Origin of the sequence: Neorhizobium sp. DAR64862/K0K3 (genome assembly GCF_050500185.1) — a bacterium.
GTDB classification, from domain to species: Bacteria; Pseudomonadota; Alphaproteobacteria; order Rhizobiales; family Rhizobiaceae; genus Neorhizobium; species Neorhizobium soli.
The window spans coordinates 1,432,333-1,449,950 of sequence record NZ_CP191449.1 but is presented as its reverse complement, the minus strand read 5'-3'; the positions used below and the strand labels follow the sequence as shown (position 1 = coordinate 1,449,950).

The window sequence follows — 17,618 nt, the reverse complement described above, 5'->3', positions numbered from 1 at the left end:
AAATCGCGACCAAAACAGCCCGTTTCTCCGCCTGAAACTGCCCGAAAAAAATCCCGAAAAGGCACAAAATAATTCTGTCGGCGTGTTTTTTCGGGATTTTGGTGTGTCGGACCAGCGGGTCCAGCGCCGCTGACGATGGCGGTGATCTTAAGAATTCACGCCGGAGCAGACACAGCACAACTCAGCTGCGGGCAGGCGGCTTAGAAAATGGATATGATGAGGCTTACAGGAACTCGGTCAGCGCTTCGCGGGACTGGACCGAGTGAAACTCGATCGCGACGCCTTCCATGAAGTGACGCACCACGCGTCCGCGCATGTTTCCGAGGCGAAGCGGGGTCCCGATTGACGGACGGGTCTCGATGTCGACAGCCGCACCGGAAAGCGAAAGGTCAAGCAGCCGGCACGGATAGCGGCGCCCGTCGTCGAGAGTAATCTCCGAACGGGTGTTGCGCGGGGTGAGACGATCGTGGCGACGGTCCTCCGGCAGCCCGAGTTCATGCTTGTTGGCGATCCAGGTCAACTGTGCGGCAAGTTTTTCGCGCTTGCGGTCGGTCGCGTTGATCATCATCAGGAAGCCGCCGCCCGCAACACTGAGAACTGTCCCTTCAAGGCGGCCGACGTGATCGAGATAGGCGATGACCCGCTCGTTGGTCCGTGGACGACCAGCACACTGGAAGCTGACGTCCCCGGGGGACATCTCGATCGCGGTGCAGGCATATTCCTCATGGTCGGCCAGCATCAAGCGGCCGCCGATGTTCACGGAGACGCGTTGGAATGAGCGCTGCGCTGCAGTTGCTTGCGAAACGGATGCCTGAGACGAGGTGCCGGAAAACATGGATGAGCGCTTTTTCAGCTAGAGTCCTAGCCTACATTAGCGACAGGGCGTTAATATATGGTTCCCGAAGTCGTCATTGTGGGAAGAAGCTCGCCGGCAGGAAGCGGCGCAGAAGTCCTGACTGGACCAACTGCGGCTGGTCATGCCCGCAGACGGACAACCCGCCGGTTTCATCGCTTTCGACAAAGCCCCAATCTTGAAGATGCAGCCCACTTGCCGGTCTGGCCGCCACCGGGAAAGGGCCGTCGGCAGGCAGAAGTGCTCCGAGTACCCGGTCGCTTCCGGTTTCGGAAGAGCGAAGCGGCATCATCAGCATTTCGCATTCGATTGACGTGCCGGCTACGTTCAGGACTACGTCGGCAATCGCGGGTTTCTCATGGACGAGGATCTGCATGACGACCTCCTGGGCGCGATCGTTTTCTTCGAGATCCCAGATCGTGCGGAACGGCATCCCGCGAAACTCGCCACCGAACAACTCGCATAACCGCGTTCCCGCAAGCCGAAACGTCAATTGGTCGTCTGCCTCGTTTGCGACGATGAAGAGATGAGGCAGAAATCTGCGCAGGGCGACCGGATCGATCTCGTTGCGCATGGGAGGCAACCGCCCGTCGCACAGACCTGTCCAGTATTCGAAGATTTCCGTCGTAGCCGGATTTCGCATTCGCTTTCCCGTGATCCATTTCGAGACGCTTCATCCCGTGCTGAACCGCTTTCTAAGGCACAACACGAGGGTCAGCCTTAACGCTGCGAAAACCATGCCAGAGCGGTGAGCCTAGACGAAAGAATGTCGAACCCGGCGACTAAGTGCTTGTATCCGGTGCTATCTGCAGCTTTTCTTCAGGCGGGTCGTCCTGTAAGCCTGACGCTTCAACAGGGAAGGAATTGTGATGAGCGACAGGCAAGACCTGCCGGGTGCCGCGAACGATACGGACAGGGATGCGGACGCCATCGACGACCAGTCGTCGCAGCCAGTTTTCAATCTTCCCCGAAGTCTTGTGATCTCGGTCCTGTTCCTGGCCGTCGTCTATCTAGTCGATGCTTACTTGCTCGACGAGGAGGCGCAGATCTCGGTGCTGATGTGGTTCGCCTTCACGCCCGTACGCTACGTCGTTCCGTTTGCGGAGCAGAATTTCGAATGGCTGTGGACGCCTGTCACCTATTCCTTCCTGCATGGCGGTATCGAGCATATCGGCTTTAACGCACTCTGGCTGGTTGCCTTTGGAGCGCCGGTCGTGCGCCGCATCGGAACTCTCCGCTACGTGCTGTTCTGGATTTTCTCGGCAGCGGCGGCAGCTTTCTTCCATGCCGGCCTGCATTGGGGCGACCAGACGCTACTCGTCGGCGCTTCAGGCGTCGTCTCAGGCTTGATGGGCGCCGCGTGCCGGTTCGCGTTCCCGGACGGCCGCGGATACGACCGCAGTTTCGGCCATCTCCATCCACGTCAGTCCATACTCGGCTCTTTCCGGAACCGGACAGTGGTGATTTTCACGGCGATGTGGTTCTTCGGAAACGTGCTTGTCGCCATCGGTCTGCCGCTGATTGGATCGGATGTCGGAGAGATCGCCTGGGATGCTCATATCGGTGGCTTTCTCTTCGGCTTTTTGTTTTTCGGCCTGTTCGACAGGATTGCCGCCGATGACCAACCATTGGCGCCCGCTTGATCTCCAGTTGCTGTCGTCTTAAACTTCGCGCCGAGGGACTGTGCCGTAAATGTCTTTGAGGGGAGACATTTCGGTTCGAATGGTTTTGGAGGAGCGAGCCATGTCGACGACCGTAAAGAGCATGCTGGATTCGAAGGGCCGTAACGTCGTGACCGTCAGCCCGGACGAGACGTTGCGCCAGATCGCGGGCATCTTGAACGACCGAAACATCGGTGCGGTGATCATTGCCGGGATGGAGGGGCGTATTGCCGGCATTTTCACCGAGAGAGACCTCGTCCACTGCATCGCCACCAAAGGCGTCGATGCGCTGGAGCAGCCGGTCAAGGCCGTCATGACAACCTCCGTGCAACGCTGTCGGGAGGATCAGACGGCAGACGAGGTGATGGGCATGATGACGGCGGGGCGGTTCCGCCATGTCCCGGTAGAAGCCGACGGCAGGCTCTCCGGCATCATTTCGATCGGCGACGTCGTGAAATCGCGGCTGCGCGAAGTGGAGATCGAGGCCGAACAGATGAAGGCCTATATCGCCGGGTAAGGCGGCTGGGAGAGCGGCACCTTCGCCCGCATCTCAGCGGGCGAAAACTTCCTGCATGCGCTGAAGCGCCACGATCTGCGACATGGTGGCTTCATAGCCCCGGTCGATCGCCTCGCCGGCGCGGTGGAATTCGGACAGACCGATATCGTTGAGGCGTGGATGCAGCGCCAGATCAGGCGGATCGCCGGCCAGTCTGGCGCGCGATATGCGCTCCTGGATGATGTTGAACGCCTGCACCATGGTGCCGGTGACACCGACGCGGGGGTCGTCCTGATGGCGCGAACGCTCGTGATCGTCCGGCGCATCGGCTGCAGTGTGTTTGACAACCGCGGACCGGCCGAAGACATCGTAGTTGAGGTTCACGGCCACGACCAGCGGCTGCTCGTAGGCGCGACAGACGGAGGTCGGGACCGGATTGACCAGCGCGCCATCGACCAGCGTGCGGCCGCTGCATTTCACAGGTTCGAAAATCCCCGGCAGCGCGTAGGACGCCCGAAGGGCTCGGATCAGAGAGCCGGCCGAAATCCACACTTCGTGCCCGGTATGAAGTTCCGTCGCGACTGCGACGAAGGGGCGGTCGAGATCTTCGATGGAGATGCCCTGCAGGTGTTCCTGCATTCGCTTCGTCAACCGCATGCCACCGATCAGGCCGCCGCCACCGATGGTGAGGTCGAGAAGCGCCGCGATCCGACGCATGGTCAGAGATCGGGCAAAGCTTTCGAGTTCGTCGAGCTTCCCTGCGAGATAACAGCCTCCGACCAGCGCGCCGATTGATGTGCCGGCAATCATCCCGACTTCGATGCCGGCTTCGTCAAGCGCGCGCAACACGCCGATATGCGCCCATCCGCGGGCCGCGCCGCCACCAAGTGCTAAAGACAGCTTTGCCTTGCGTGGCTGCTCAATGACAATGGGAGGAGGGGACGTCTGGAGCCGATTTGTGACAGCGTCTGCTGGCGCGGCTTGCCGCTCGTTGCGACTCCAACTCCAATTCATCATCGCCATCACCTCTCAGCTGAACACAGCCACGTACGCCAATTAACGCATCGTTTGGTTGCCAATTCGTTATTCAGGTGGGGATGGTATGAAAGCGGTGCAGACGCCTACCGCTTTCCCGTCTCATCATGACCAGAATACACATGCTCTGGATCAAAGTGACGCTGTTGATCCTGTATTTCAAGGACAGCGCCACCGTCACTTTTCTTTACCGCACGATAGAAACAGGAGCGTCGCCCGGTGTGGCAAGCGGCGTCATGGCCGGACATCGAGACCTTGAGCCAGACGGCGTCCTGATCGCAATCGGTCCTGATCTCATGCACAGTTTGCAGATTGCCGGAGGTCTCGCCCTTCTTCCAGAGTTTCGCTCTCGACCGGCTGTAGTAGTGAGCGACGCCCGTCTCGACCGTCAGCGCGAGCGCCTCGGCGTTCATATGCGCCACCATGAGCAATTCGCCATCGCGAATGTCGGTCACGACAGCGGTCACAAGACCGTCGGTATCGAAACGCGGCGTAAAGGCGCCGTCACCCTCGAGCTCGGCCTTATCCGACGACGGCGCTTGAAAAGTTATTGTCATTTCGGCGCTCAGCGGTTGCGGGCCATGGTAAAGAAACGCGCCTGCTCGGCCGCGTCGGTCTTGAACGCACCGGTAAACCGGGTCGTCAGCGTCTGAGATCCCTGCTTCTCCACACCGCGCATTTCCATGCACATGTGTTCCGCCTCGATCAGGACGGCCACACCGCGCGGCTTCAATGTCGTGTCGATCGCGCTGGCGATCTGTGCCGTCAAATTTTCCTGTGTCTGGAGGCGACGACCGTAGATCTCGATCACACGCGCGATCTTGGACAGCCCCAGAACCCGGCCCTGCGGAAGATAGGCAACGGTCGCCTTGCCTTTGATGGGCAGCATGTGGTGCTCGCAATGGGAGAAGAATGGTATATCGCGAACGAGAACCATATCGTCATAACCCGAGACCTCCTCGAAGGTCCGGCCGAGAACCTCTTCGGCCGACAGATCATAGCCCGAAAAGAGCTCGCGATAGGCTTTTGCAACGCGCTTCGGCGTATCGAGCAAACCTTCGCGCTCCGGATCGTCGCCGGACCACTGGAGCAAGACGCGCACGGCGTCCTCAGCTTCCTGCTGGGTCGGACGAGGCTGTTTCTGGCTGGAGGCCGGAAAATTCTTCAAAATAGCATCCATCTTGTGTCCCTCGATGCGGGCCAGGGCCACATCCGATCTCACTATGGTAAAAAAGCTGATCGCCATGGATCACGCCGGAATACCAGTTTCCTGACTTTTCGTCTGCGCGTTCCGAATTTTCAAGGCATACCATCGCCGTTTTCGCGCGTTTCTCGAAAACGTGTTTCCTTGATAATTCCCGTCGCGGACAACATATAGGGGCCTAATCCAGATTGTGGTAGGTCATCCCGGTAGACGGTGCGTTCGATCGGTCGAGCGGATGTCGAGGACGATGACGTGAGCGAGCGACATGGACGAGATCTATAACCAGAAAATTCTTGAGTTTGCGGGGAACATTGGCCGCGCGGGTGCAATGGACGATGCGGATGCGACGTCCGAAAAGCACTCCAAGCTCTGTGGTTCAAAAGTTCGTGTTTACCTGAAAGTCAGTGACGGCGTGGTGAGCGACTTCTCTCACGAGGTGAGGGCCTGCGCCCTTGGTCAGGCGTCGTCGTCGATCATGGCACGGCATATCGTCGGCGCGCCGGTCGACGAACTGCGCCAGGCGAGGGTCGACATGCTGTCGATGCTGAAAGAGGGCGGCGAAGGCCCGGTCGGCCGCTTCGAAGACATGCGCTACCTGAAGCCTGTGAAGGATTACAAGGCCCGGCATCCGTCTACCATGCTGACGTTCGATGCGGTCGTTGACGCGCTCGATCAGATCGACGTCCGCGACCGGGCCGACAAAGCGACCGCCTGATGTGCGGCTCGCCGGATTGTGACCACGACACGAAACGCGGCGGGCCCTATCGATCGCGCAACTGGCAGGGCCCGTTCAAAAAGACGCCCGGACGCCTCGCCGGTATGGGACTGATCCGGTTCTATCAGCTCACTCTTTCCGGCTTTGTCGGAAACGGCTGCCGCCATATTCCGACCTGTTCCGAGTATGGCTACGAGGCGATCGCCCGACACGGGCTCTGGCCCGGTCTCTGGATGACACTGTACCGAGTCGCGCGCTGCGGTCCTGGTGGCTCCGGCGGACTGGACCCGGTTCCGGACCTGCAGAGGCAACGCCAGGTCTGGTGGATGCCCTGGCGCTACTGGCGTCATGGATAAGCGTGACACCAGCCCAGCTATCTCAAAAGGCGTCAGTCCTTGCAGCTCGCCAGAGCTCGGAAGCTAAAGGCTTTCCGACCATCCGTTCGCGGGTTCCAAACCTTTACTAACGGCCCGAAACACACTATCACCGCGCCCGTTGCCGGCCGGTCGATCTGGCCATTTTACCACCACCCGCATTCGTTGGCGGGACTGGACAGGAGATAGAACATGTCCCAGGTTTCCCTCACATTTCCCGATGGCTCCGTCCGCACGTATGATGCCGGCACGACCGGCCGTGATGTTGCCGAATCCATTTCCAAGTCGCTTGCCAAAAAGTCTGTCGCGATCGCGATCGACGGCACCGTGCGCGATCTCTCCGACCCCGTCGTCGACGGTCAGATCGAGATCGTTACCCGTACGGACCCCAAGGCACTCGAACTGATCCGCCACGATGCAGCGCACGTGATGGCAGAAGCGGTGCAGGAGCTTTGGCCCGGCACGCAGGTGACCATCGGTCCCGTCATCGAGAACGGCTTCTATTACGATTTTGCCAAGGCCGAGCCCTTCACCCCGGACGACCTGCCGAAGATCGAAAAGCGGATGAAGGAAATCATCCAGCGCAACAAGCCCTTCACCAAGGAAGTCTGGCCGCGCAACAAGGCGCGCGAGGTTTTTGCAGCCAAGGGCGAGGCCTACAAGGTCGAGCTGGTCGACGCCATTCCCGAAGACCAGGATCTGAAAATCTATTATCAGGGCGACTGGTTCGACCTGTGCCGCGGGCCGCATATGGCGTCCACGGGCCAGATCGGTACGGCTTTCAAGCTGATGAAGGTGGCTGGCGCCTATTGGCGCGGCGACAGCAACAACGTCATGCTGACGCGCATCTACGGCACGGCCTTTGCGGAGCAGGAGCAGCTCGATAACTACCTGCATATCCTGGCCGAAGCCGAAAAGCGCGACCACCGCAAGCTCGGGCGTGAAATGGACCTTTTCCATTTCCAGGAAGAGGGCCCCGGCGTCGTCTTCTGGCACGGCAAGGGCTGGCGCATGTTCCAGACCCTGACGTCCTACATGCGCCGCCGCCTAGCCGGCACCTACGAAGAGGTCAACGCACCGCAGGTTCTCGACGCGTCTCTCTGGGAAACGTCAGGTCACTGGGGCTGGTACCAGGAAAACATGTTCGCGGTGAAATCCGCTTACGCGTTCACGCATCCAAAGGACGAGGGAGCGGACAATCGCGTCTTCGCACTAAAGCCGATGAACTGCCCAGGCCACGTCCAGATCTTCAAGCATGGTCTGAAGTCCTATCGCGAACTGCCGATCAGGCTTGCCGAATTCGGTCTCGTTCACCGCTACGAAGCGTCAGGCGCGCTTCATGGTCTGATGCGCGTGCGCGGCTTTACGCAGGACGACGCGCACGTGTTCTGCACAGACGAGCAGATGGCGGCTGAGTGCCTGCGAATCAACGATCTCATCCTCTCCGTCTACGAAGACTTTGGCTTCGAGGAAGTGGTCGTCAAGCTCTCGACGCGCCCTGAAAAGCGCGTTGGCACCGACGACCTCTGGGATCGCGCCGAAAGCGTCATGACGGACGTTCTGAAAACCATTGAAGAACAGTCCGGCGGTCGCATCAAGACCGGCATTCTTCCGGGCGAGGGCGCCTTCTATGGCCCCAAGTTCGAATATACGCTGAAGGATGCCATCGGCCGCGAATGGCAGTGCGGAACGACCCAGGTCGACTTTAACCTGCCGGAGCGCTTCGGCGCGTTCTACATCGATGCCAACTCGGAAAAGCAGCAGCCGGTGATGATCCACCGTGCCATCTGCGGCTCGATGGAACGGTTCCTCGGCATTCTGATCGAGAACTTCGCAGGCCACATGCCGCTGTGGTTTGCACCGACCCAGGTCGTTGTCGCGACCATCACGTCCGATGCAGACGACTACGGTCGGGAAGTTGCCGAACAGTTGCGCGATGCTGGCCTGCAGGTAGAGACCGACTTCCGCAACGAGAAGATCAACTACAAGGTCCGCGAGCACTCGGTGACCAAGGTTCCGGTCATCATCGTCTGCGGCAAGAAGGAAGCTGAGGAGAACTCGGTCAACATCCGTCGTCTCGGCTCGCAGGCGCAAACGTCGATGACGCTTGAAGAGGCGATCCGGTCGCTCTCGGAAGAAGCGACGCCACCGGACCTTCGCCGCCGCGCAGCACTGAGAAAGCGCCCGGCCTGATCAAGACCAGCGCCCGCGGGCCATGTCCGCGGGTGCTGTCAAAAAACTGCAATCGTTTTGTAATATTGCCTTCCCATCGGATGCGCCTTTCCGTTGGGAGACTGATTTGCGGTTCAGAGAACTGTCCTACGCCAATGACAGGGATCCGCGCTTCAAGCGCTGGTTCATCCGGTCTATCGAAGGGCTCTCGGGACGCGATCGTTTCGCCCGGCTGTATGATATCTGGCGCACCGACATCGTCGGCAAGAGCGACCGCGTCTTCGGCAAGATGCTCGATATCATCGACGTGGGTCTCGAGATCGAAGGCGCATGGCCTCCCGAAGAACAGCTGCAGTCTCCACTGGTCATCGTTGCAAACCATCCGTTCGGCATCGGAGACGGAATTGCCGTGCTGGCACTTGCCGAACAGCTCGGCCGACCTTTCCGCGTGCTGATCCACAACGATCTCCTGAAGGTTCCTGAGATGGAACCCTATTCGCTGCCCGTATCCTTCGAGGAGACGAAGGAGGCGCTGGTGCTGAACATGCACACGCGGAACGAAGCGATACGGCTGCTGAAAGACGGCACGACCATCATTATCTTTCCAGCCGGCGGTGTCGCAACCGCGAAGAAGGGATTCGGCATTGCCGACGACCTGCCGTGGAAGATCTTCGCCGCAAAACTCATCCAGGCTACCAGGGCCAACGTGGTTCCGGTCTATTTCGAGGGGCAGAATGGTCGGCTCTTTCACCTGGCCAGCCGGATCTCGATGACATTCAGGCTGTCGCTTCTCATCCGCGAGTTCAAACGCCTGTCTGGAACGTCGATCACGGCACGGGTGGGCAGGGCGATGAGCTGGGACGATATGGCTGGGACCACAGATCGCAAGGAGTTGCTCGGTCTGCTCCACAGTGCCGTCTTCTCCATGCGACCCGTCAGACGTCAGCGGTTTCTCAAGAAGGCCAGTTGACCCTGGAAGCCGATGTCAGTCGGGCACGACGGCAGCGGTCGTGGCATTTGACGGGTTGGCATTGCGCATCAAAACCTCGACATCCACGTTGTTACCAGCCGTCACCTTGAATTCGCGCTGATAGATCTTGTCCTTGTTGCGGGCAACGGCGAGATAGTCGCCCTCGGCCAGCACCATGGAGGGCAGGGCGCTGACGCTTTCGTTGACCACGTCGCCCGCAGCCGTCAGCACCGACCAGGCCGTGTCGGCGATGGCTTCGCCACCCGGCTGAGACACGAGCTTCAGCGACACCTCCGCGGCCTTGTGCTGCAAGACTGCCTGCGTCAGCTTGCCCGCTTCCACCTGGATGTCGGCACGCACGACGGCGTTGATGTCACCGTACTCAGAGACCACGTGATAGGTCCCTGTCGCAAGCCGCACGATGGTGTTGGGCTTCACCTCCGACATCACGAGGGCCCGATCGCCGTTTTCGCGGACTTCGGCCGCATAGACGGAGAAGCTCAGCTGTGCCGGTGGGATAGTCTGGTCCGCTCCGGCAACCGCGTTCAGGATGAACCCGCCGGCATCAAGGACGAGGGTCTGTTTCTGGAAGTCGCCTTCAGAGGGTACAGTTACTTTTTTCGTGACGCCGGCGCGGCCGAACGCGACATTCACGAAATAATCACCCGGCGCCAGCTGGAAAGCGGCGGATCCGCCGTCGGAGCTTGCAACAAGCGGAAGCTTGCCGTCCACACCGGCAATCGGGCTGAACACGCGCCAGGCAAGACCTTCCTGCATCACGTCGCTGTCAGCCGTCAGCCTGGCATCAAACCGCACATCCTTCGCGATCGAGCCGGCGCTTTCGCCCGGTGTGGCCGAGAAGGCGTTCAGCTTGGGCATCTTCCCCGTGCTGTCGAGCTGGCGGAAGCTTCCGAACGCATCGCTTTGCGCGAAACCCAGGTCGGCAGCGGTCAACAGCAGCAGGCCTGCAGCAGCGATACGGGTAACGAACGATAGGCCTGGCATCAGGATATGACCCGTTGACTCTTGTTTTGCGAGAAGCCACTTGAAGACGAACGTCCGGGCATTTTCAAGGCCTACCTCTATATCACGTATCGATCGGAAGCTTTCGACATGGAAAACAACCTGAAGCTCAGCGATTACCTGCAAGAGCGCCACTCGACGCCCGTTGCCCAGATCACAGGCCCGGGCCCATCGCAAGAAGAGCTCGAATCGATCTTGAGCATGTCGGTCCGCGTTCCCGATCATGGCAAAATCGCGCCGTGGCGCCTTGTCGTCTATCGGGGTGACGTTTGCACAAAGCTCGGCGAAACGTTCCTTGAACTCGCGCTCGCCGGTAACCCGGAGATGAATGAACCGGCCAAACAGGCTGAACTGACGCGTTTCACACGTGCACCGCTTGTCGTTGCCGTTATCAGCACCGCGCAGCCCCACGTCAAAATCCCTGAATGGGAGCAGGTCCTGTCGGCTGGCGCTGTCTGCCTCAACATGCTGATGGCTGCAAATGCACATGGCTATGTTGCCAACTGGCGCACCGAGTGGGTGTGCTACGACGAGCGAGCCCTCGCCGCTCTTGGCATAAGCCCGGGCGAAAAGGTCGCGGGTTTCATTCATATCGGCTCGAGCGATTTCGCGACGCCGGACCGGCCGCGGCCGGCTCTTGCCGACATTGTCACCTACGCAGGTTGAACGCATGTTTTATCGCACCGACACAAACGCCCACGGCATGCGCCATGATCCCTTCAAGGCCATCGTGGCGCCGCGGCCGATCGGCTGGATCGGTACCAAAGGCCGCGACGGTTCGCTGAACCTGTCGCCCTATTCTTTCTTCAACATCGTGTCCGATAACCCCAAGATCGTGATGTTCTCCTCGTCGGGACGCAAGCACAGTCTGAAGAATGCGTCGGACACGGGTTTTTTCACGGCAAGCATGGCCAGCCGCCATGTTTCCGAACAGGTCAACGCTTCCTCGGCTCCGGTAGATTACGGGGTGAATGAGTTCGACCTGGCTGGCCTCACCGCCAGAATGGGAGAGGTCGTCGACGCGCCCTACGTTGCGGAGGCCTATACCGCGCTGGAATGCCGTCTTACCGAAGTGATCCAGCCGAAGGATCTCAAGGGCGAGCTCACCGACGCCTACATGGTGTTTGGCGAGGTGGTCGGAATCCATATCTCCGAAGACATCATCCGGGATGGCCGAATCGACATGCAGCTTGCCCGACCGGTCGGCCGCATGGGCTACCGTGACTATTCCGATGCCGGCGAGGGCGTGTTCGAACTGATCCGTCCGACGTGAGATTTCATAATGCGGCCTGGTTCAGGCTACGCGTGAGGTGCGCCGCGCCGGGTGTGGAACATGGTGAACCAATCTTAAACTTTTTGTCTCTACCGTGGCACCAGGCTGTTCCAGACGGAGCAGCAGCGTTGTGTTTCCGGGGCAGGTCGTGATCGTACAGGCATTTCTTCGTTGGGCTGAGACGGCAAGGGCTGGGGACCGTTCCCGCGCAGCGGATGCCCTTGGTCGGGCATATCTCCACGCGGCGATGGGGGCGGAAGAGCGCAAGGCTGCCGGATTGGCGATCACTTACCTTCTCGATGACCCTTCGCCGCGCGTACGTCTCGCATTGGCAGAATCGATCGCCGATTCGCCTCAGGCTCCTCGTGCAATCATCCTCGCGCTTGCGGAAGATCAGGTCGAGATCGCCTGTACGGTGATTGCCCGCTCGCCCGTGATCAGCGACTCGGATCTTGTCGACCTGATCGGCCGAGGCGATGGAATGACCCGGCGTCTGATCGCCTCGCGGCCCAATCTTTCCCGCGGCGCCTGTGCAGCACTTGCAGAAATCGGCGACGAGCCGGAAATTCTGATTCTGCTCGAAAGTGGCACTGCGTTGATCACAGGCATATCCCTGCGCCGGATCGCCGAGCGGCATGGACAGCGCCACGACATTCGCAACCTTCTGCTCGAGCGCGAAGACCTTCCTTCAGAAGCGCGCCACATGCTCGTTAGCCACATCGCGGACACGCTTCTCAACTGCGGTCTGGTCCGCTCGACGCTTGCTCGCGGCCGTATCGAATATGTGGGCCGCGAGGCCGACGAAGCGGCAACCGTCGCAATTGCAGGAACGACGTCCCAGCAGGAAGTGCCGGCACTTGTCGAGCATCTCCGGGCATCGGGACGCCTCACACCGTCTTTCCTGATCCACGCCCTCTGCCTTGGCAAGGCTGACCTCGTTGCAGAGGCGGTATCGACCCTTTCCGGGCTCGGAGAGCGTCGCGTGAGGCCTATCCTGGCGACAGGCCGCCTTCATGCCGTTCGCGCCCTTTTTGAAGCCTGTGGTCTGACAAGGGAGATCGCCGCCGTCTTCGTCGAGGCTGTCCTGCTCTGGCGCGACGCGTCGGCGGGTCGTTCCACCGCTGATGTCTGCGGTCGTTTGATCGAGAGGTTTTCAGGGGTTGCAGGGCAGCATCCGGCAGTCTCGGATATGATCCAGATGATCGAGAGACGGCATCGTCTGGAGATGCGGTTCGCCGCACGAGCCTATGCGAGCGAGTTAGCGCTTGCTGCCTGAGCTCAGCGGTCGAAACGCTTGGCAACCCACGAATAACCGCCTTCGACAAGCCTTACGGGCGTCGTCACGAGCGTCTTGACGCCTTCGGTCGTTGGCAAAACGTTGCGAACCCGCTGGATCGCACGGCTGGCCAGACCTTCCTTCTGCTTCTCGCTTACGTCGCTGTCTGGCTCCGGAGCCGCCGCTATCGGCTCGGACGCTTGATCCCGCACGGGAGGGGTTTGCGACTGTGTTGCTGTCTCGATCGCATCGTCCGGATTCTGGCAGACGGCGATGATTACCGGATAAGGCTGATTGGCATAGGACGGTAGCCTGTCTTCGGAAACGGCGTCGCACATTGCGACCGTCGGCCATCTCTGGTCGACCGTCGAGATGTAGCGGCAGTCCGTGGCCGAATCGTTGCAGCCCAAAATAGTCATGACGATGAGCGCGGAATTCATGCTGTTTTCCCCAATGGCGGTTGTTGGGGTTAGATTGCTTAATGATGGCGCCAGCGAGGCGTCACCGCAGCGGGGCTGAACGCTTAAGGCGTTTGCGCCTTTCGCTTATAGGCCCGCTCCGCCGCTTCGCTCGGCGACACCGCAAGGTCGGCCGATTGCACTTCGGTCGTCTCTGCCATCCGGACCTCGCGAATCCATTCCCGCCATATCGACACAATCAGCGCCATCAGAACCGGACCGATAAACAGTCCGAGAAAGCCCATGGTTTTCACACCACCGACAAGGCCGAAGAATGTGGGAAGGAATGGCAATTTGATAGGGCCGCCAACCAGGCGCGGACGAACCGTCTTGTCGACGATAAACAATTCCACCGCACCCCACGTGAACAGCCCGATCCCTGCGACGAACGAGCCGTTGGCAACGAGATAGGCAGATACCAGCGTGAACGAAAGCGGCGCGCCGCCCGGAATAAGCGCCATTACACCAGTGATGACCCCAAGTGTCACAGGCGAGGGGACGCCAGCAATCCAGTAGGCCACGCCAAGCACGATGCCTTCGCCGATCGCAATCAACGTCATCCCGGTCACCGTCGAACTAATTGTCGCCGGTACGACACGCGAAATCCGCTCCCACCGCGACGGCAGGATGCGCTCACCAACGAGATCAATCTGGCGTGAAAACGATGCGCCGTCACGATAAACGAAAAACAGCGCGATCATCATGAACAGCATGGTCAGAACGAGATGGAAGACGCCATCTCCGGCAGCAATCACGGCGCGGTAGATATTGCCGATATTGGCTCCGCTAACGATCTGTACAAGCTCGCCGATGGCGCCAGGTGACCCAACATGCTTTGTCCACTGCAACCCGAGCCAATCACCGGCCCAGGGAAGGCCGATGATCCAGGCTGGAGGCGGTGCCCCGAACCTGTTCACTTCGACCGCCCAGCTGAACCACTGGCGCAGTTCACCCGTGGTGTAGCTGATCGCGACGCCGATCGGCACAATCAGAAAGGCGAGGATGAACAGAATGGCAAGCGTCGCGGCGATTGTCGTGTTTCCGCCAACGCGGACCAAGAGCTTGCGATAAAGTGGCCAGCTCGCAAATCCAATGACCAAGGCGGCCAGAACCGGCACAAGGAAGCCGTAGAAGAAATAAATCGACGCAGCAACAATCAGGACCAGAAGCCATCGAGCTGCCGATATCGCCGGTATCAGAGCAATGCGATTGGGAGAGACCGGTCCCAGCCAACGCGGTTCTATAGGGATGTTCCGATCATCTTGCGCGCTCACGATATACTGCCACTCCCGATTGCTGTCGCCGATATGGTGTCTCGGCCATTACGCTGCAAGCCTACCGTGGACCTCTTAACCGAGCCCTTCATCGTCTGCCTATCCTTCAGATACGATACAAATGTGAAAACACCGAACCATAACTTCGTCTAGGGCATTGCGATGGCTAAACCGTCTTTGTCAGCGCCCCTTGTTTCGGTAGAGCAGAACAATAGATAACCGTAACGTACGCGTGTTTTATAAGAGACGAGATCCAAGGACTTTAATGATGCTCAATGCGGAGGCGGTCGACCTTACAAATTGCGACCGCGAGCCAATTCACATCCCAGGGAGCATTCAACCGCATGGTTGCCTTCTTGCCTGCGACTTAACTGGCGCTGAGATTCTTCACCACTCTGCGAATGTCGGAGAGATGCTCGGTGTTGAAGGTGACATCAACGGCCGGAGACTCGAGGACGTCGTCGGTGGCGAAGCGGCCCATTCGCTTCGCAACGCGCTCGCGACCTCCGATGATCCAGCACGCCCGGCGCTACGCCATGCCTTGCGACTCCCGTCAGGCAAAGCTTTCGACATCTCGTTGCATCGTTTCGATTCCAAGGTGATCATCGAGTTCGAGCCGGCTTCAAACGACGCCGACCAGCCGCTCGAAGTTGCGCGCATGTTGATCAGCCGCATTCGCAACATGAAGAGCATCGACAGGCTTATCGAGAACGCTGCAAGGCTGATGTTCGCCATGCTCGGATATGACCGCGTTATGGTCTATCGTTTCGAGGAGGAAGGGTCCGGCAAGGTCGTCAGCGAATACAAACGCCGCGACCTCGAGAGCTTCAAGGGCCAGTATTTTCCTGCAGCGGATATCCCCAAACAGGCACGCATTCTCTACATCAAGAACACCATCCGCGTCATCTCCAACGCTGACAACGAGCGTGTGGCCATCGTCCCTGAGTTGGGCGAAGACGGCCTGCCGCTTGATATGTCCTTCGCGCATCTGAGGAGTGTTTCGCCGATCCACTGCGAGTATCTTCGCAACATGGGCGTCTCTGCCTCGATGTCGGTGTCCATCATCGTTGATGGGGAGTTGTGGGGGCTGATGGCCTGCCACCACTATTCGCCGAAGACCTTGTCGATGCCCCAGCGCGTTGCGGCAGAAACGTTCGGCGAGTTCTTCTCCCTGCATTTGAGCGCGCTGAAACAGAAGCAACTTGTCGAAACGGCAAATCTTGCCAGACGTTCGCTTGACCGATTCCTTCAGATCGCTTCCAACCACAACGATATTAGCGGGCTGTTGAGAAGTTCGCTGGATGATTTCGGCGGCATGCTACCCTGCGATGGGGTCGGGCTTTGGCTTGACGGGATCTGGACGGGGCAGGGCCTCGTCCCACAGGAGCATCTCGTTGCCGAACTGGCGGAACTGGTCGGCGGCGTCGCGGGCGGACGGATTTGGTCGACGGCCGAATTGTCTCGGTCGCTACCGTTGTCGATGATCTCGCCGGACGACGTGAGCGGCGTTCTTGCCATTTCCTTGTCCCAGCGCCCTCGCGACTATCTGTTTTTCTTCCGCAAGGAAGTCGTGCAGACCCTCGATTGGGCAGGCAATCCCGACAAGCAGTATACCAGCGGACCGCATGGGGAGCGACTGACGCCGAGGTCGAGCTTCGCCATCTGGAAAGAACAGGTACGCCTCAAGGCTCAACCTTGGACCGATACGGATCTCGAGATTGCCGACGCCATCAGGGCAGTTCTTGTCGAAACCGTACTGCATCATAACGAACTGCTTGCGGACGAGCGCGGTAAGGCGGACGTGCGCCAGCGCATGCTCAACGAGGAGCTCAACCACCGCGTCAAGAACATCCTGTCTGTGATCAAGGCGCTCGTGGGGCATCCTGTGGATGACTCAAGACCGCTGTCTGATTACGTCGGCTCGCTGAAGGGACGCATTCAGGCATTGGCCTATGCGCACGATCAGGTCGTCCGCAGCGGCGATGGCGGACATCTCGCCGACCTTCTCGAAGCCGAACTGCAGCCCTATAAGGGAAGCGGCCGCATCGTGACGATGAGCGGACCGCGATTCTGGCTTGATAGCCGTGCGTTTTCCGTCATGGCCCTCGTCCTGCACGAAATGTCTACCAATGCTGCGAAATACGGTTCGCTCTCGGTATCTGACGGTCGGCTCGACATCGAGTGGGGCCGAAGTGCCGATGGCGATTGCGAGCTGACCTGGAAAGAAACCGGTGGTCCGGTCACAAAGGCGCCCAGTCGCAGTGGGTTCGGCAGTGTGCTTATCAGCCGCAGCATGCCTTTCGAGCTGGATGGTAGGGCATCGGTCGACTACCCGCCCGAGGGCGTCAACGCGGTCTTTGTCATCCCCTCCAAGCACGTTCACGCCGATGACGACGCGGCATCCGAGGACGATCTCCACCTTGATGGGCTCGGCGGACGGACGGCGAGCGAGCGATCACTCGGCAATCTGGAGTTCCTTCTTGTGGAAGATCAGATGCTGATCGCAGCAGATGTCGAGGCGATGCTGGCGGACAATGGTATCGACAAGGTAACGACATCGCCTTCGGTCTCGGACGCGCTTCGCCGCCTCAAGGATTTCACCCCGGACGTCGCGATCCTCGATGTCAATCTGGGATCCGGTACGTCGCTTCCAATCGCGGAAGAACTTCTGCGTCGTCACGTGCCCTTCGTGTTTGCGACGGGATACAGCGATCGCTCGATCATTCCAGCGACATTTTCAGCGCCGGTTGTGCGCAAGCCTTATGAAGCGACGGCGTTGATTGCCGCCGTCAGCAAGGTTCTGGAACGATAGCTTCAAAATGCGACCGGAAGTC

18 protein-coding genes are annotated in these 17,618 nt (G+C 59.6%); 10 read left to right on the top strand and 8 right to left on the bottom strand.

The window, feature by feature from the left end:
* Positions 1 to 223: 223 nt before the first annotated feature.
* Both ACQY1L_RS06980 and ACQY1L_RS06975 read right to left on the bottom strand, forming a co-directional pair.
* Entirely contained in the window at positions 224 to 835 is a 612-nt protein-coding gene (locus ACQY1L_RS06980; RefSeq protein ID WP_062456977.1) for a PilZ domain-containing protein, read from the bottom strand.
* Positions 836 to 908: 73 nt separating this feature from the next.
* On the bottom strand, positions 909 to 1,496 hold the full coding sequence (locus ACQY1L_RS06975) for a PAS domain-containing protein (RefSeq protein ID WP_062456974.1): 588 nt from the start codon (positions 1,494 to 1,496) through the stop codon (positions 909 to 911).
* A gap of 226 nt (positions 1,497 to 1,722) precedes the next feature.
* Here ACQY1L_RS06975 and ACQY1L_RS06970 point away from each other — a divergent pair, with 226 nt between their 5' ends.
* Both ACQY1L_RS06970 and ACQY1L_RS06965 read left to right on the top strand, forming a co-directional pair.
* Positions 1,723 to 2,496: a rhomboid family intramembrane serine protease gene (locus ACQY1L_RS06970; RefSeq protein ID WP_430243522.1), complete on the top strand. Its 774-nt coding sequence runs from the start codon at positions 1,723 to 1,725 to the stop codon at positions 2,494 to 2,496.
* Positions 2,497 to 2,596: 100 nt separating this feature from the next.
* Positions 2,597 to 3,031, top strand: a complete 435-nt coding sequence (locus ACQY1L_RS06965; protein WP_430243520.1) for a CBS domain-containing protein — start codon at positions 2,597 to 2,599, stop codon at positions 3,029 to 3,031.
* Positions 3,032 to 3,064: 33 nt separating this feature from the next.
* Here the strand turns inward: ACQY1L_RS06965 and ACQY1L_RS06960 are convergent, their stop codons facing one another.
* From ACQY1L_RS06960 to folE, 3 genes are all read right to left on the bottom strand, one after another.
* On the bottom strand, positions 3,065 to 4,027 hold the full coding sequence (locus ACQY1L_RS06960; protein WP_062458055.1) for a patatin-like phospholipase family protein: 963 nt from the start codon (positions 4,025 to 4,027) through the stop codon (positions 3,065 to 3,067).
* 104 nt (positions 4,028 to 4,131) lie between these two features.
* Positions 4,132 to 4,602 (bottom strand): phosphoribosyl-AMP cyclohydrolase, encoded by a 471-nt coding sequence (gene hisI, locus ACQY1L_RS06955; protein ID WP_209900838.1) that lies wholly within the window; start codon positions 4,600 to 4,602, stop codon positions 4,132 to 4,134.
* Positions 4,603 to 4,610: 8 nt separating this feature from the next.
* The gene (gene folE / locus ACQY1L_RS06950; RefSeq protein ID WP_062458053.1) at positions 4,611 to 5,225 is read right to left on the bottom strand and encodes a GTP cyclohydrolase I FolE; all 615 of its coding nucleotides are present in this window, start codon (positions 5,223 to 5,225) and stop codon (positions 4,611 to 4,613) included.
* Between the two features lie 289 nt (positions 5,226 to 5,514).
* On the opposite strand from folE, the gene ACQY1L_RS06945 reads away from it, so the two are divergent.
* The 4 genes from ACQY1L_RS06945 (at position 5,515) to ACQY1L_RS06930 (ending at position 9,480) form a co-directional block, all read left to right on the top strand.
* Positions 5,515 to 5,964, top strand: a complete 450-nt coding sequence (locus ACQY1L_RS06945) for an iron-sulfur cluster assembly scaffold protein (RefSeq protein WP_062456964.1) — start codon at positions 5,515 to 5,517, stop codon at positions 5,962 to 5,964.
* Positions 5,964 to 6,320: a membrane protein insertion efficiency factor YidD gene (gene yidD / locus ACQY1L_RS06940; protein WP_092662328.1), complete on the top strand. Its 357-nt coding sequence runs from the start codon at positions 5,964 to 5,966 to the stop codon at positions 6,318 to 6,320. The genes ACQY1L_RS06945 and yidD overlap by 1 nt, the downstream gene beginning before the upstream one ends.
* A gap of 210 nt (positions 6,321 to 6,530) precedes the next feature.
* Positions 6,531 to 8,531 (top strand): threonine--tRNA ligase, encoded by a 2,001-nt coding sequence (gene thrS / locus ACQY1L_RS06935; protein WP_430243517.1) that lies wholly within the window; start codon positions 6,531 to 6,533, stop codon positions 8,529 to 8,531.
* 106 nt (positions 8,532 to 8,637) lie between these two features.
* A complete protein-coding gene (locus ACQY1L_RS06930; protein WP_062456955.1) occupies positions 8,638 to 9,480 on the top strand; it encodes a lysophospholipid acyltransferase family protein in 843 nt (280 codons plus the stop codon).
* A gap of 15 nt (positions 9,481 to 9,495) precedes the next feature.
* Here ACQY1L_RS06930 and ACQY1L_RS06925 read toward each other — a convergent pair whose 3' ends face one another.
* A complete protein-coding gene (locus ACQY1L_RS06925; RefSeq protein WP_430243515.1) occupies positions 9,496 to 10,485 on the bottom strand; it encodes a hypothetical protein in 990 nt (329 codons plus the stop codon).
* Between the two features lie 108 nt (positions 10,486 to 10,593).
* Here ACQY1L_RS06925 and ACQY1L_RS06920 point away from each other — a divergent pair, with 108 nt between their 5' ends.
* From ACQY1L_RS06920 to ACQY1L_RS06910, 3 genes are all read left to right on the top strand, one after another.
* Positions 10,594 to 11,169, top strand: a complete 576-nt coding sequence (locus ACQY1L_RS06920; protein ID WP_430243513.1) for a nitroreductase family protein — start codon at positions 10,594 to 10,596, stop codon at positions 11,167 to 11,169.
* 4 nt (positions 11,170 to 11,173) lie between these two features.
* Positions 11,174 to 11,776 (top strand): flavin reductase family protein, encoded by a 603-nt coding sequence (locus tag ACQY1L_RS06915; protein WP_062456946.1) that lies wholly within the window; start codon positions 11,174 to 11,176, stop codon positions 11,774 to 11,776.
* 148 nt (positions 11,777 to 11,924) lie between these two features.
* Positions 11,925 to 13,052, top strand: a complete 1,128-nt coding sequence (locus ACQY1L_RS06910) for a DUF2336 domain-containing protein (RefSeq protein WP_174196663.1) — start codon at positions 11,925 to 11,927, stop codon at positions 13,050 to 13,052.
* Between the two features lie 2 nt (positions 13,053 to 13,054).
* Here ACQY1L_RS06910 and ACQY1L_RS06905 read toward each other — a convergent pair whose 3' ends face one another.
* Complete coding sequence (locus ACQY1L_RS06905; RefSeq protein WP_062580693.1) at positions 13,055 to 13,492, bottom strand: hypothetical protein; 438 nt, start codon at positions 13,490 to 13,492, stop codon at positions 13,055 to 13,057.
* 83 nt (positions 13,493 to 13,575) lie between these two features.
* The gene (locus ACQY1L_RS06900) at positions 13,576 to 14,784 is read right to left on the bottom strand and encodes an AI-2E family transporter (RefSeq protein ID WP_062580694.1); all 1,209 of its coding nucleotides are present in this window, start codon (positions 14,782 to 14,784) and stop codon (positions 13,576 to 13,578) included.
* A gap of 268 nt (positions 14,785 to 15,052) precedes the next feature.
* Between ACQY1L_RS06900 and ACQY1L_RS06895 the strand changes: the two genes are divergently transcribed.
* Positions 15,053 to 17,596, top strand: a complete 2,544-nt coding sequence (locus ACQY1L_RS06895; protein ID WP_062458046.1) for an HWE histidine kinase domain-containing protein — start codon at positions 15,053 to 15,055, stop codon at positions 17,594 to 17,596.
* Positions 17,597 to 17,618: the final 22 nt, after the last annotated feature.